Below are 14,488 nucleotides of genomic sequence, written 5' to 3' on the forward strand. Positions count from 1 at the left end.
GCGAGGGTTCGGGCGGGAAAAAGAACGGGGCATCTGATGGGCACGGTCGACGCCGCGGAAGTCGGGAAATTCTCAGCGATCGCGGAAACGTGGTGGGATCCGGACGGCCCGTTCCGACCGCTCCATGCGCTGAACCCCTGCCGGCTCGACTATGTCACCCGGCAGATCGCGGCGCAGTCCGGCAGGGATCTGTCCGTACCCCGCCCGTTCGACGGGCTGCGGATCCTCGACATCGGCTGCGGCGGCGGCCTGATCTCTGAGCCGATGGCGCGGCTGGGCGCCGAGGTCGTGGGCGCCGACGCGTCCGAGGAGAACATCGCCGTCGCGCGCGTCCATGCCGCCGAACGGGGCCTTGCCATCGACTACAGGGCCACGACGGCAGAGGCGCTGGCAGAAAGCGGCGCGCGCTTCGACGCCGTCCTGGCGCTGGAAATCGTCGAGCATGTCTCCGATCCCGCCGGTTTCCTGCGGGCTTGCGGAACGCTCGTTGAGCCGGGCGGTCTGGCCCTTCTGTCCACCCTCAACCGCACGGCCAAAAGCTTTGCCCTGGCGATCGTCGGCGCGGAATGGGTGCTGGGCTGGCTGCCTCGCGGCACCCACGACTGGAACCGCTTACTGACGCCAGGGGAGCTTTCCGGCCTCTGCACCGCCGCCGGCCTGGCCCCCGTGGACCGCACCGGAATGACCTACGCGCCCCTTGCCGACCGCTGGTCGCTGTCGGAGAACGACCTGTCGGTGAACTACCTGCTGACCGCCGAACGGATGAACGAGGACGCGGCCCAGACCGGCTAGGGTCCGAGGATCCGCCGGTCGTGCTCCAGGCCCGGCAGTTTCCGCCGGGCATCGGCGACGTCATCGAGGTTCAGGTCGACCACCGCCACGCCCGGCATCGTCCCCATGTCCAGCAGCACCGTGCCCCAGGGCGACACGACCATGGAATGGCCATGGGTCCTGCGCGCGCGGCCCTCGGCCGTGGGGTGTTCGCCGGTCTGGGCGGGGGCGATCACGAATGCGCCGGTCTCGATCGCGCGGGCGCGCAACAGCGGCTCCCAGTGGGCGGCGCCCGTCACCGGCGAGAAGGCCGAAGGCACCGTCAGGATCTCCGCGCCCGCCTGTGCCAGCCGCCGGTAGAGCGCAGGAAACCGCAGATCGTAGCAGATCGTGAGGCCCAGCACCCCTAGGGGCGTCTCCACCGTCACAGCCCGGTCGCCCGGCCTGTAGCCGTCGGATTCGCGATAGGTCTCAGTCTCCGATATGGCGACGTCGAACATGTGGATCTTGTCGTAGCGCGCGATCACGTCGCCCGCCGGGTCGATCAGAAGGGAGCGGTTGGCGAACCGTCCGTCCGGATCGTCGGTTCGGAGCGCCAGCGATCCGATGAGGACATGCACCCCGCTGCGCGCCGCAACCGCCCTCAGGGCGGTCAGTGTCGGGTCCGTACTCTCCGGCGTCAGCACCCTCTGCTGGCGCGCCCGGCTGGCCGACACGCAGTTCGTGACCTCTGGCGTCAGCACAAGGTCCGCGCCCTGCGCGACGGCCGCCTCCACCGCCGTCAGCAAGGGGCCGAGGTTGCCCTCGGGATCGTCGGAGCCGGTCATCTGGACCAGCCCCGCCCTCATGACAGCATCGGATCGAGCTTTCCGGCCTGCTCCAGGGCGGCCAGGTCGTCGAACCCGCCCACATGGGTGCCGTCGATGAAGATCTGCGGCACCGTCCGCCGCCCGCCGGCCCGCTCGGTCATGGCCCGGCGCAATTCGGGCGTGCGGGAGACATCCGTCTCGGCAAAACTCACGCCCTTTCCGGTCAGCATCCTCTTGGCGGCATGGCAGTATCCGCACAGCGGCGTGGTGTAGATCTCGACCTGGGCCATGGGGCCTCCCTCACAAGCGTCTTTCGTCGCTCATCTAGGCATCCCGGGTGGCCCGCGCCAGAGCCAGGACGCGCACATCCGCGGCCCCTGCGGCCAGCGCCGCAGCGGCCGCGGCGGTCAGGGTCGCGCCGGTGGTGATTACATCATCGACCAGCACGACGTTGCGTCCCGCCAGAACCCCTCCTGCCGTCGGATGGGGCCGGAACGCGTCTTCCAGCGCCGCGAAACGGGTGTCGCGATCGTCCTTGTCCCGCAGAACCGGGCGGCGGACCCGCACCAGGGCGGTCAGCGCCGTTTCGTGGCCGGTCTCACGCGAGATGCCGCGCGCCAGCAGGGCCGCCTGGTTGTAGCGCCGCCGCAGCAACCGGCCCCGGCCCAGCGGCACCGGAACCAGCAAAGGCGCATCCGGCCAGATATCGCGCCCCGCCCGCGCCATCCACCGGGCCGCGGGACCTACCAGGTCCAGCCGGTCCGAATGTTTCAGTCGCAGCACGATGCGGCGCGCGCCGTCGCGGTAGATCATCGCCACGCGTCCGCGTGACCAGGGGCGTACCGTGGTGATGCAATCGTCGCAGGCCAAGCCGGGCTCCGCCTCTCCGGGCAGCGGCGTGCCGCAACTCTCGCACGTACAGCCCGTCACGAACGGCGTTTCGGCCCAGCAGAGGCCGCAGAGTCCCCCGTGATGGGAAATCTCCACGTCGCAGAGCGCGCAGGTGGGCGGATAGACCGCATCGAGCGCCGATTGCCACAGCCCCATTCCGTCCCTACCTCCCAAGCATGTCCCAGGCCCCGCCGACCCTGACAGACCGCATCGCCCTTGCCCGCAATCGCGCCCGGACGCGGAACGACGCGCTGTTCCTGCACGACGCGGCGGCGGACAGGTTCGACGAAACCATATCGGCGGTTAACAGGACGTTCACATGTCCGGCCGTGGTGACCGGCCATCCGGCGTTCTGGGCCGCGCGGCATCCCGGCGCACAGATCGTCGCGGATGACGCTGCACTGGCGCTGGAACCCGGTGCGCATGACCTGATCCTGCACGCCATGGCGTTGCACTGGGCCGACGATCCGGTCGGCCAGCTTGTCCAGGCACGCCGCGCGCTGAAGCCCGACGGCCTGTTTCTGGCCGCGTGCTTCGGCGGCCGCACCCTGTCCGAACTCCGCCAGGCCCTTGCAGAGGCGGAGACGGCGACCCGCGGCGGCATCTCTCCGCGCATCGCGCCGATGATGGAGGTCCGCGATGGCGGCGCCCTGTTGCAGCGTGCCGGGTTCGCCCTGCCGGTCGCCGATACCGATCGCTTCACCGTGACCTACGCGGATGTTTCCGCATTGATGCGCGACCTGCGCCACATGGGAGAGGGCAACGCCCTTGCCAGCCGCGACGCCAGGCCGATCCCTCGGTCGATGCTCGACGCTGCCCGAAACGCCTACTCCGCACCCGACCCCGGCGACCCGGCCCGCATCGCCACCACGTTCGAACTGATGCACCTGTCCGGCTGGGCGCCGGCGGAGAGCCAGCCGAAACCGCTCCGTCCCGGCTCCGCCGCAGCCCGGCTCGCCGATGCGCTTGGCGGCGCAGAGCATCCGCTGCGCGACGATTCGCACGAGCGGGGCGATTGACCGTCCCGGGCAAAGCTGTATCTCGCTGCCAGACCGCGACGATGGAGACGATGAGAATGCTGGACGCCAAGTCGGCCCAGGCCGCCGCGCTCTTCACGGCCAAGGACGCCACACGGCCCGATCACGCCGACGAGGACCACCCCCCCGTTCCGCGGGCCAGGATCGGCGTGCTGGTGGCGAACCTCGGAACACCGGACGGGTACGACTACTGGTCGATGCGCCGCTATTTGAACGAATTCCTCTCGGACAAGCGGGTGATCGACTATTCGCCGCTGATCTGGCAGCCGCTTCTGCAGGGTGTCATCCTGACCAAACGGCCGTTCTCGTCGGGGGCGGCCTACAAGTCGATCTGGAACGAGGACGCGGGCGAAAGCCCGCTGATGACCATCACCAGGTCGCAGACCGAAAAGCTGCGCGCAGCTCTCGGCAAGCGCTATGGCGATGACGTGATGGTCCGGTTCTGCATGCGCTACGGCAATCCCTCTACCCTCAAGACGGTACGGGAGATGGTGGCGGAGGGTTGCCAGAAGATCCTGTTTTTCCCGCTCTACCCGCAATATGCCGGCGCCACTGTCGCGACCGCAAACGACCAGTTCTTTCGCGCGCTGATGAAGGAAAAGTGGCAGCCCGCCGCCCGCACCGCCGCACCCTATTTCGACCGGCCGTCCTATATCGACGCGCTGGCGCAATCCGTCGAACGGACCTACGGCGCGCTCGGCACGCCGCCGCGGATGCTGGTCTGCTCGTATCACGGGGTGCCGCAGCGCTATCTGCTGGAAGGCGATCCATATCATTGCCAGTGCCAGAAAACGACGCGCCTGCTGCGCGAACGCCTGGGCTGGGACGACAACCGCATCACCACCACGTTCCAGAGCCGATTCGGTCCCGAGGAATGGCTGCAACCCTATACGGTGGAAGAGGTCGCCCGACTGGCCGAGCGCGGGGTCGACGACATCGCGGTGATCGCGCCGGCCTTCTCTGCCGACTGCATCGAGACGCTGGAAGAGATCAACGAAGAAATCCGTGAGAGTTTCGAAGAGGCGGGCGGCAAGCGATTCACCTATATCCCCTGCCTGAACGACGACGATGCGCATATCGCGGCGCTTGAAGAGGTCATCGTGGAAAACCTCGGCGGCTGGATCTGACCGCCGTTTCAGTGCGCCCCCACGCAGGAACCACGAAAAAAGGCGGCCGGAGAGCCCGGCCGCCTTTCCTTGTCGTTGTGACTGATGCGATCAGTCGGTCGCTGCGACAGCGGCCACCACGGCCAGCAGCAGCAACGGGATGACGAACCCGCCGGACGCGGCCGAGGATTCTTCCACGACAACGGCCGGTTCCATCATCGGCGGCTCGGCGACCATGCCGCCCGCGAACGCGCCGGTTCCGGCGACCGAAAGGGCAGCGGCAAGAGCAATCTTCTTCATATCTCGTTTCTCCAGTTAAGCCCGGTGCCAAAGTATTCGTGAGGCGGCAGCAGGCACCCAAAGGCTGTACCTCGGTCGCCGTTATAAATGGCAATGACCACGTCAGGAAAATCCCTTACGTGCCATTAGGTTCCGTCACCGCGAGAGGCTGTCAAATAAGCAACAGTTGTGTGCCGTTGCCGACCCGCGCCCAGAGCTCCCCGAAATTCTGTCCCGGACGCCATCGCGCCCGTTCGGCGGGCGGGACTATCCAGTTGACCGAAGCGACCGGAGTTGAGATTTTCGCCGGCCGGATCGAAGTGCGCAAGGTCGTCACCGATGCATGCGCAACTCTGAACTCGGTTGGCGCCAGGAACACGAGGGCCGGACGCGGTCGACCCTCCCGACCGAGGTGCGGTATCGCGCAATCCGCCCCGCTGGTAGGCTGACGCGCACGATTCCGGACATGGTCAGGGTCAGGGTCAGGGTCAGGGTCAGGGAAAGATCGAGATCGGCGTACCGTCGGTCACCATCGCATAGATTTCCTCTATCTCGCGATCTTTTACGGCGATGCATCCCCATGTCCAGTCGCGTGCCGCATCCTTCTTGTAGGTCGGGCCGCGTCCGTGAATGAAAATATCGCCGCCGGGATCCTTGCCCATCGCCGCCGCGCGGGCCACGTCCACCGGGTTGGGATATGAAATCCCGACGGACAGATGGTACTGGCTGTTGGGATTTCGCTTGTCGATGAGGTAGTTGCCCTCCGGAGTACGGCCGTCGCCTTCGAATTGCTTGTGGCCCTGGGGGGCGAAGCCAAGACCGACATCGTATTGTTCAAGCACGGTCTGCCCGTTGAGGAGCAGCAGCTTCCGCTCTCCCTTGTACAGCAGAACCTGAGTGACGTCAGGGCCATCGTAGGTACGGAACTTGTCGCCGCCGCAGCCGGCAACGCCGAACAAGACGAGCCCAAGAAGGAATATACGTAGAACGCTCATATATCTGCTCTCTGCCTCTGGATTTTTTTTCGACCCTACAGCCGATCGTCTCTGCGCGGAAGACCGCCGTTCGTCATCACGAAAACAGCAGATCAAGGCGCGACCTTCTCGCCACGGGAGAAAGCGGCGGCAAGCTCGACATGGGGCGACCATCGGAACTGATCGACCACCCGCACCCAGTCGAGCGCGAAGCCCGCATCGACAAGCCGCTCCGCGTCGCGCGCGAAGGTGACGGGATTGCAGGAAATGGCCGCGACGGTGCCGATGCCGGAGGCCGCGATTTCCGCGGTCTGCGCCGCGGCGCCCGCACGGGGCGGATCGATGATCGCGGCGTCGAAACCGGAGAGTTCCGCAGCCGCCAGGGGATCGCGGAAAAGGTCGCGCGTCGTGGCGGTCAGCGGACGGTGGCCGCGCCCGCCCCGCCAGGCTGCGACCAGCGCTTCCGTCATGGCGGCGTCGCCCTCGACCGCGTGAACCTCTGCCCGCCGGGAGACCGGCAGCGCGAAGGTCCCGCATCCCGCGAACAGGTCCACGACCCGCCCGGCCGGACCCAATGCCCGCGAGACACAGGCCAGAAGCGCGGATTGCCCCTGCTCGGTCGCCTGCAGGAACGCCCCCGGCGTCGGTACGGCGCGGACGCCGCCGAAGCGCTGGGCGGGCGGGCGATCCTGGGCGACCGTCTCGCCGTCCAGGGACAGGCGGGCGAGCCCCGCGTCCGCGGCGATCCGTGCCAGCCGCGCCAGGGTGTCCCGCCCAAGCTCTGCGCCGCCACGGATCGCCACATCCAGCCCGTCGCGCCCATGCGTGACGACCAGCGCAACATCACCCTTGCGCGAGGCGGCGGCGTCGGTCAGCCGCTCCAGCACCGGCATCGCGGCCAGGATCTGGGGCACCAGAACCCGGCAGCCGCCGATCCGCGAGATCGTGTCGCTCCGCCGCCCGTGAAAGCCGACGATCACACCGGATTTCGTCCGCCGCCCGGAGAAGGTGGCGCGCCGCCGGCTCTGGGGCGGCGATGTCGCGATGCCGCGGATCGGCGCAGGAAGGCCGCGGGCCTCCAGCGCCTGCCGCACGATACCGACCTTCCAGCGGCCGACGAACGGATCGGAGGCGTGCATGAGCGCACAGCCGCCGCAGGTCGCGTAGTTGGGGCAGGGCGGTTCGGTCCGGTCGGCGGAACGGGACAGGATCCGGGGCGCCTCGATCCGGTCGCCATCCAGATCGCCCTCGACCTCCTCGCCGGGCAGCGCGCCGGGCACATAGACGGGACCCTCCGCGATCCCGTCGCCCCGATGGCCGAGACGGTCGATCCGGACCCGCATCTACTCTGCCGCCTCGTTCACACCCATGAAGCCGCCGGACTGCCGCTTCCAGTAGCGCGCATAGATGCCGCCCCGGTCCAGCAGGTCCTCATGGGTGCCCTCTTCCGCGATCCGGCCCTCTTCCAGCACCACGATCCGGTCCATTCGCGCGATGGTGCTGAGCCGGTGCGCGATGGCCAGCACCGTCTTGCCCTCCATCACCCGGTCGAGCGCGTCCTGGATCGACGCCTCGACCTCACTGTCGAGCGCCGAGGTTGCCTCGTCCAGCACCAGGATGGGAGCGTCCTTCAGGATCGCCCGGGCCAGGGCGATGCGCTGGCGCTGGCCGCCCGACAGCTTCACGCCGCGCTCTCCCAGATGCGCGTCGTAGCCCGTGCGGCCGCGGAAATCCTTGAGCCCCAGGATGAAGTCATGCGCCTCTGCCTTGCGGGCGGCGGCGAACATCTCCTGCTCTGGCGCATCGGGGCGGCCGTAGAGGATATTCTCCCGCGCCGAGCGGTTGAACATGGCGGTTTCCTGCGTGACCATCCCGATCCGGCGGCGCAGGCTCTCCTGTGTCACGTCGCGCAGGTCGCGCCCGGCGACGGTGATGCGCCCGCTCTCGGCGTCGTAGAGCCGCAGGAGCAGCGCGACCATGGTGGATTTGCCTGCCCCGGAGGCACCGACCAGCCCCAGCTTTTCCCCTTCCCGAAGGGTCAGGGTGATGTTGCTGAGGCCGCCGGTCTGACGTCCGTAGGTAAAGCTCACGTTCTCGAACCGGACATCGGCGCCACGCGGCAGATCGGGCGCCGCGTCGGCATCGGCCAGCTGGTGGGGCGGGGTGAGGGTGTTCATCCCGTCCTCGACCTCACCCACATTGGCGTACATCCCCATCAGCGTGAACGACACCCAGCCGGTCATCTGTGCGATGCGGATGGAAATCGCGCCCGCCGCGGCGATATCGCCCGGGCTGGCGGTTCCGACGGACCACAGCCACAGCGTGCCCCCGATCAGCAGCACCGGAAGCACCCCCGCCAGCGTCATCAGCGCGAAACGGAACCCGGCGGAGAGGATGCCGAAATCCACCACCCGTTCGCGGAAGGTGCCGATGGCCTCAAGCGCGGCACGGTCCTCATGGTCGGAATGGGCGAAAAGCTTGACCGTCTTGATGTTGGTGATCGTGTCCACGACCTGTCCCGACACCATCGCCCGGCTGGCGGCCCGCGCCTTGGACCTGGCGCGCACGCGGGGCATGAACCAGCGGATGGTGGCCAGATAGGCGACGGTCCAGACCGCCAGCCCCAGCGCCATCCAGCCATTGATCGTGGTCAGAAGCAGCGCCGAACCGATCAGGGACGCAAGCGCGAAGCTGACCACGTTGATGAACTCGCTGGCCACGTCGGTGATCGCGCGAGAGGTCTGCATCTGCTTTTGCGCGATGCGTCCGGCGAAGTCGTCGTCGAAGAAGGTGACGGCCTGGCCCAGCGTCCAGCGATGCAAGCGCATGAGCACCATCGGGTTTACGTTCGGCGCGACCATGATCGAGTTCGACGCGGAACTGAGCCCGAACAGGACCGGCCGCAAGATCAGGAAGAATGCCGCAGTGCCGACCAGCAACCCGGTATTGTCGGTGAAATAGCTGCTGACCGGACTGTTCACGGCCGAATCGACGACCTTGCCCAGCAACAGCGCCGTGACCACCTCTGCCGTGCCTGCCGCGGCGGACAGCAGCCCCGCGACGATCATCCATTTCCAGGCCCCCGACAGCGCCCAGGCGAAGAACGCGCCCAGGGTCCGGGGCGGAGGGCCGTCCGCGGGGCGGAAGGCGTCGATCAGGCCGGCGAGGGCGCGCATCATTCGGCGGCCTCCAGATCCAGGAATCCGCCCGATTGCCGCGACCAGAGCCGCGCGTAGAGCCCGCCCCGCTCCAGCAGATCGGCATGGGTTCCGTCCTCGACGATGCGCCCGTCGTCCAGGACCACGATCCGGTCCATCCGCGCGATGGTGGACAGGCGGTGGGCGATGGCGATCACCGTCTTGCCCTCCATCACCCCGTAGAGCGTGCCCTGGATCGCCTCCTCGACCTCGCTGTCGAGCGCCGATGTCGCCTCGTCCAGCACCAGGATCGGCGCGTCCTTCAGGATCACCCGCGCCAGCGCGATCCGCTGCCGCTGACCGCCCGACAGCTTGACGCCGCGTTCGCCCACATGGGCGTCGTAGCCCCGGCGCCCGTGGCTGTCGCTCAGCCCCGCGATGAAACCGTCGGCCTCGGCACGCCGCGCGGCGTCGATCATGCGCGCCTCATCCGCCTGCGGATCGCCGTAGAGGATATTGTCGCGCACGGAACGGTGCAGCAGCGTCGCCTCCTGGCCCACCATGCCGATCCGCGCCCGCAGGCTGGGCTGGGTCACCTTTGCGATATCCTGACCGTCGATGCGTATGGTGCCGGATTCAGGGTCGTAGAACCGCAGGAGCAACTTGACCAGGGTGGATTTCCCGGCACCCGAGCGGCCGACCAGACCGACTTTCTCTCCCGGGGCCACGTCAAGGGATACGTCCTGCAATCCGCCGGACCCGCGTCCGTAGTGGTGCGACACACGCTCGAACCCGATGCGGCCCTCACGGAACTCAAGCGGGCGCGCGGCGGGACGGTCGGTCAGGGCGATGGGCTGGGCGATGGTTTCCATCCCCTCCGCCACCACGCCGAGGTTGCGGAAGAAAGAGCTGATGGCCCACATCACCCAGCCGGTCATCCCGTTCAGTCGCATTGCCAGCGCCGTCGCCGTGGCGACCACGCCGACGCTGGCCGAGCCTGCATACCATAGTGCGATTGCCCAGCCGACGATCCCGACCATCAACAGACTGCCAAGCAGCGCCAGTGTCACGTCCATGACCGTATAAAGACGCATCTCCCGCTGAAACGTCGTCCGCGCCGTCTCGATGGCCTCACGCCCGAATTCCAGCTCCCGGTCGTGATGGGCGAAAAGCTTGACCGCATGGATGTTGGTATAGCTGTCCACCACACGGCCCGTAACCAGACTGCGCGCATCCGACGCTGCCTTTGACGCCGGCGCCACGCGGAGCACGACCCAGCGGATCAGGAAGGCGTAGAGCACGGCCCAGATCACCAGCGGCAACAGCAACCGCAGGTCCGCGCCGGACAGAAGGACCGCCGCGCCGATCACGAAGGCGACGGCATAGGTCAGCGCGTCGAACACCTGGAACACGGCCTCTCCGGCGGCCGGGGGCGCCTGCATGATCCGGTTGGCGATGCGTCCGGCGAAGTCGTTCTCGAACCAGCCGACGGACTGGCGCAGCACATGGGAATGGGCCCGCCACCGAAAGAGCGTGCCGTAGTTCGGCATGATCGCGTTGTTCAAAAGCAGCACGTTCAGCGCTTGAAAGAGCGGCCGCAGGACCAGCACCGCAAGGGCCACCAGGATCAGCTCGGTCCCGTGGGCCGCCCAGACCTCTGCCGGATCGCCCACAAGGAGGTCCACCACCCGGCCCAGATAGGCGATCAGCCCGACCTCGACCAAGGCCACCAGCACGGAACTGGCACCGGCCAGCGCGAAGATCCGCGTGAAGGGCCGCGAGTAGTCGCGCATGAACGGCCACAGCCGGCGCGGCGGCGCGTCGGTCACCTCATGCGGGGCATAAGGGTCCACGAGGGATTCGAAATAGCGGAACATGCGGGCCTTTCGGGCTGTCCCCGAATGATAGGGAATTCCGGCGCGAAGGGAAACCGACCCGGGCGCTCAGGACAGCAGGTCATCCCGCGACAGGGTGAAGCCGGAGTCGATCCATCGCCGCTCCAGCTCGGCGAGGCGGGCGCCGATCTCGCGGCCCGCATGGCGGCCGGTCAGGTCCGCGCCGCTGACCGGCAGGACCGCCTCCGCCCCCCGGTCGAGCCGCGCATCGAGGTCCGCAGGCAGGGGCGCGCCGAAGGCGGCGGCGCGGAGCAGTTCCACGTCCCGCGCCGTCTCCCGGCCCAGACGCCAGGCCAGTTCAGAGGCGCCGGCGCCGCCCGCGATGGCGTGGCGCAGGGTGTCCAGGGCGCGCCTGTCCTTGCGCGACAGGCGCAGACCGCCCGGGTCGCCGCCCAGCGACGCCAGGCGCCGCAGCGGGTCAGGGGCCACGCCCAGAACGCCCTCCAGATGAACGAGGGGGGCGAGATGCACCGCATCCGCGCCCGGCAGGACACGCGACAGGATGCCGCTCTGGCCCATGGCGGCGACCGACGGCGCCGGGTCTGGGGCGGCCAGCAGCTTGACCACCTCTCGCCCCACACGCTCGGCAGAGAGGCGCGCCAGCCCGTCGGCGGATGCCGCGCAGGCGGCCAGCGCCTCTGCGTCCAGCCCGCCAGAGGGGTCGCCGTACCAGGCATGGAACCGGAAATAGCGCAGGATCCGCAGATAGTCCTCTTCGATCCGTTGCCGCGCGTCGCCCACGAAACGGACGCGCCGCGCCATCAGGTCCGGCCAGCCGCCCAGCGGATCGACGAGGGTTCCGTCCGCCTTTGCATAGAGGGCGTTCATGGTGAAATCGCGTCTGGCCGCATCCTCCGCGACGTCAGCGCAGAACGCGACAACGGCGCGGCGCCCGTCCGTTTCGACATCCTTGCGGAAGGTCGTGACCTCCAGCGGCCGTGGCCCCAGAACCGTCACCGTTCCGTGGTCGAGCCCCGTGGGCAGGACGCGAAAGCCCTCTGCCTCGGCCAGATCGGTTACCCGGGCGGGCAGGGCGTCGGTGGCGATGTCGATGTCGTCCACGGCAATTCCCAATGCGGCATTGCGTACGCAGCCGCCGACGAAAAGCGCCCGGTGACCGGCCGCGTCCAGCAGCGCCATCAGCCGCCGCGCGCCGGGATCGTTCAGCCACAGCCCGTCCAGCCTCATGACAGGCGCTCCGCCAGGCGGATCAGGATGCGCGCGGTCGCGCCCCAGATATAGTAAGGGCCCCAGGGGACCGTATGGTAGTGCCGGGCGGTCCCGCGCCAGTCGCGCGACTGGGTGGTGTAATTGCCAAGATCGGCCAGAACGTCGAGCGGCACGTGGAAAATCTCGGCCACCTCGCCGGGTTCGGGCACCAGGTCCGGCGTGCCGCGTACCAGCCCCAGGACCGGCGTCATGCGGTAGTTTGTGACGGTGTCATGGACCGGCAGCTGTCCCAGAACCTCGACCGAATCGGGGGGCAGGGCGATCTCCTCCCAGGCCTCGCGCAGGGCCGCGGCGGTAGGATCGGCGTCGCTGTCCTCGATCCGGCCGCCGGGAAAGGCAACCTGGCCGGGGTGCTGGCTGAGGCTTGAGGATCGCTTAGTCAGGATCACCCGCCCGTCCTCGCGCACCGGCACCAGAACGCCCGCTCCGCGCAGGGTCATCTGGCGGGGCGGGCGGATCGCGGCGTTGAGATCGAAATCCGACGACGGACCGGTGTCCTTCGACAGCGCCGCCATCAACCGTGCGCGGAGATCACCGTTTCCCATCCGGCGCCTGTTCGGCCTCGAACCCGAGGGTCGCGGGATCGAACTCGTAATGCGCGCCGCAGAACTGGCAGTCGGCGGTCACGGTGCCGTCCTCCGTGGTCATGTGTCCGATGTCGCGCTGCGAGTAGATCGACAGGCTCTGGCGCACCTTGTCGGCAGAGCAGGTGCACCCGAACCGGATCGGCTGGGCGTCGAAGACCCGCGGGCCTTCCTCATGGAAGAGCCGCACCAGAAGTTCGGTGGGCTGGACATGGGGCCCGACCAGCTCGGTCTCCTCGACGGTGTCGAGCAGGGTGTTGGCGCGGTTCCAGTCCTCAGCCTCATCACCCTCCAGCACATCTTCTGCCGATAAAAGCCCCCCGTCGCCGCTGCCGCCCGCGTCGGGACGAAGAGGGGACGCCTTTGGCATGTGCTGCAGCATCACCCCGCCGGCACGCCAATGCGCCTGTTTGCCCGGAGCGGCGGCCTGACCGAAGCTGACGGCGAACCGGGTCGGCAACTGCTCGGACTGGGCGAAGTAGGTCTCGGCGCAGGTGGACAGCGATCCGCCGGCGATGGGGGTGATCCCGGAATAGGGTTTCGTGCCGTCGCCCTGATCCAGCAGGATCGCGAAATACCCCTTGCCGATCTGGCTGAACGGCTGCGCGGCCGGGTCCAGCCGATCCGCGTCATAGCTGGCATAGGCACGGATCCGGGCCGGGCGGCCATCGGCCCCGGGGGCGAAGTAATCCGTCGCGATCAGCCGCACCGCATCATCGCCCCGCACCTGCAGGGACAGCTTCCAGCGCAGCTTGATCGTCTGTCCGATCAGGGCGGTCAGGGTCACCGCCTCTGCCACCAGCGCCTCGACCGGGAGGGGGTAGTCGTGCTGGGCCAGCACCTGCTCCAGCACACCGTCCAGACGCGCAACCCGTCCGCGGATGTCAGACCGGTCGAGCTGGAACGGCAGGACGGTATCGTCCCAGGCGATGGTCTGTCCTAGGGTCATGGGCATCCTCGGGGGGCGGGGTTCGGCATACCGGGTCCATATAGGCGCGGCAACGCCGCGTTGAACCCCAGGGCCCGGCGGCAGGAGCGCAACGCCTTGGGGAATCCGGCGCTGTCTATGGCGAAACGGCAGAAAACGCGATATCCAGCCCCGGGGAACAAATACCGGGGCGGCAATGGCGAGTCTCTACATTCCGTCCTGCAACGCGACGTTCCTTCATCTGCCCAAGACGGCGGGCTATTCGATCTCGACCGCACTTGCGGACAGTTTCGCGGATGCCGAACCATACCCGACCCGCGGCATGGACCGACTTGAAGGCACGGCGGCCCATGTCGCCCGGCGCCTCGGGCGCGACATCTTCGCCAGAAGCTGGAGCTTCTGTTTCCTGCGCAATCCTTGGGACTGGACGGTGTCCGGCTGGCGGTTCGTCACCAGCAACAAGAACGCCTATGGCGATGCGGCGCCAAGCTTCGAGCGTTTCGTCAGGGGCGGCTGGAAGGACGGCGCCCGGCACAACCCCCATCCGCGCAAGTTCACCACGCCCGAGCTCTACGTGGCCTTCCATACACAGGTCACTCAGGATGAGCACCTGATCGCGCCGGGCGGCACCGACCCCGTGCCGATGGCATTCTACGCCAGGTTCGAGCATCTGTCGCAGGACTGGTCCAGGATCTGCGACCGCCTGGGTCGGGACATCGTCCTGCCGCATATGAACCGCACGGACCGGGGCCACTATACCGACTACTACACCGACGAACTGCGCGCGATCGTGGCACGCCGGAACGCCCGGCTGATCGACCGGTTCGGCTATCGTTTCGGGGACTGA

15 protein-coding genes are annotated in these 14,488 nt (G+C 68.0%); 4 read left to right on the forward strand and 11 right to left on the reverse strand.

What is annotated here, in order from left to right; genetic code table 11:
- The first annotated feature begins 36 nt into the window (after positions 1 to 36).
- Positions 37 to 792 (forward strand): bifunctional 2-polyprenyl-6-hydroxyphenol methylase/3-demethylubiquinol 3-O-methyltransferase UbiG, encoded by a 756-nt coding sequence (gene ubiG / locus KW83_RS02760; protein ID WP_036174070.1) that lies wholly within the window; start codon positions 37 to 39, stop codon positions 790 to 792.
- Here ubiG and KW83_RS02765 read toward each other — a convergent pair.
- The 3 genes from KW83_RS02765 to KW83_RS02775 are packed head-to-tail and all read right to left on the reverse strand — an operon-like array spanning position 789 to position 2,627.
- A complete protein-coding gene (locus KW83_RS02765) occupies positions 789 to 1,619 on the reverse strand; it encodes a carbon-nitrogen hydrolase family protein (RefSeq protein WP_036174073.1) in 831 nt (276 codons plus the stop codon). The genes ubiG and KW83_RS02765 overlap by 4 nt on opposite strands.
- Positions 1,616 to 1,870, reverse strand: a complete 255-nt coding sequence (gene grxC, locus KW83_RS02770; protein ID WP_036174076.1) for a glutaredoxin 3 — start codon at positions 1,868 to 1,870, stop codon at positions 1,616 to 1,618. Before grxC ends, KW83_RS02765 begins: the two co-directional genes overlap by 4 nt.
- 34 nt (positions 1,871 to 1,904) lie before the next feature.
- Positions 1,905 to 2,627: a ComF family protein gene (locus tag KW83_RS02775; protein ID WP_036174079.1), complete on the reverse strand. Its 723-nt coding sequence runs from the start codon at positions 2,625 to 2,627 to the stop codon at positions 1,905 to 1,907.
- A 20-nt stretch (positions 2,628 to 2,647) separates the two neighbouring features.
- On the opposite strand from KW83_RS02775, the gene KW83_RS02780 reads away from it, so the two are divergent.
- Together KW83_RS02780 and hemH are read left to right on the forward strand one after the other, a co-directional pair.
- Complete coding sequence (locus tag KW83_RS02780) at positions 2,648 to 3,490, forward strand: methyltransferase domain-containing protein (RefSeq protein WP_036174082.1); 843 nt, start codon at positions 2,648 to 2,650, stop codon at positions 3,488 to 3,490.
- Positions 3,491 to 3,546: 56 nt separating this feature from the next.
- Positions 3,547 to 4,635 carry a ferrochelatase gene (gene hemH, locus KW83_RS02785; protein WP_036174086.1) on the forward strand — a complete coding sequence of 363 codons (1,089 nt, stop codon included), beginning with the start codon at positions 3,547 to 3,549 and terminating at the stop codon, positions 4,633 to 4,635.
- A gap of 90 nt (positions 4,636 to 4,725) precedes the next feature.
- Here hemH and KW83_RS02790 read toward each other — a convergent pair whose 3' ends face one another.
- The 8 genes from KW83_RS02790 to hslO form a co-directional block, all read right to left on the reverse strand.
- Entirely contained in the window at positions 4,726 to 4,914 is a 189-nt protein-coding gene (locus tag KW83_RS02790) for a hypothetical protein (protein ID WP_036174089.1), read from the reverse strand.
- A gap of 473 nt (positions 4,915 to 5,387) precedes the next feature.
- Complete coding sequence (locus KW83_RS02795; protein WP_036174094.1) at positions 5,388 to 5,888, reverse strand: L,D-transpeptidase family protein; 501 nt, start codon at positions 5,886 to 5,888, stop codon at positions 5,388 to 5,390.
- A 92-nt stretch (positions 5,889 to 5,980) separates the two neighbouring features.
- Entirely contained in the window at positions 5,981 to 7,210 is a 1,230-nt protein-coding gene (locus tag KW83_RS02800) for a class I SAM-dependent RNA methyltransferase (protein WP_036174098.1), read from the reverse strand.
- Positions 7,211 to 9,046 carry an ABC transporter ATP-binding protein gene (locus tag KW83_RS02805; RefSeq protein WP_036174100.1) on the reverse strand — a complete coding sequence of 612 codons (1,836 nt, stop codon included), beginning with the start codon at positions 9,044 to 9,046 and terminating at the stop codon, positions 7,211 to 7,213.
- Positions 9,043 to 10,881 carry an ABC transporter ATP-binding protein gene (locus KW83_RS02810; protein ID WP_036174102.1) on the reverse strand — a complete coding sequence of 613 codons (1,839 nt, stop codon included), beginning with the start codon at positions 10,879 to 10,881 and terminating at the stop codon, positions 9,043 to 9,045. The genes KW83_RS02805 and KW83_RS02810 overlap by 4 nt, the downstream gene beginning before the upstream one ends.
- A 66-nt stretch (positions 10,882 to 10,947) precedes the next feature.
- Complete coding sequence (locus KW83_RS02815; protein WP_036174104.1) at positions 10,948 to 12,087, reverse strand: CCA tRNA nucleotidyltransferase; 1,140 nt, start codon at positions 12,085 to 12,087, stop codon at positions 10,948 to 10,950.
- The gene (locus KW83_RS02820; RefSeq protein ID WP_036174106.1) at positions 12,084 to 12,674 is read right to left on the reverse strand and encodes a CoA pyrophosphatase; all 591 of its coding nucleotides are present in this window, start codon (positions 12,672 to 12,674) and stop codon (positions 12,084 to 12,086) included. Before KW83_RS02820 ends, KW83_RS02815 begins: the two co-directional genes overlap by 4 nt.
- Entirely contained in the window at positions 12,661 to 13,662 is a 1,002-nt protein-coding gene (gene hslO, locus KW83_RS02825; RefSeq protein ID WP_036174108.1) for an Hsp33 family molecular chaperone HslO, read from the reverse strand. Before hslO ends, KW83_RS02820 begins: the two co-directional genes overlap by 14 nt.
- A 175-nt stretch (positions 13,663 to 13,837) precedes the next feature.
- On the opposite strand from hslO, the gene KW83_RS02830 reads away from it, so the two are divergent.
- On the forward strand, positions 13,838 to 14,488 hold the full coding sequence (locus KW83_RS02830) for a sulfotransferase family protein (protein WP_036174110.1): 651 nt from the start codon (positions 13,838 to 13,840) through the stop codon (positions 14,486 to 14,488).

It is taken from the genome of Palleronia rufa, assembly GCF_000743715.1.
Lineage (GTDB): Bacteria > Pseudomonadota > Alphaproteobacteria > Rhodobacterales > Rhodobacteraceae > Palleronia > Palleronia rufa.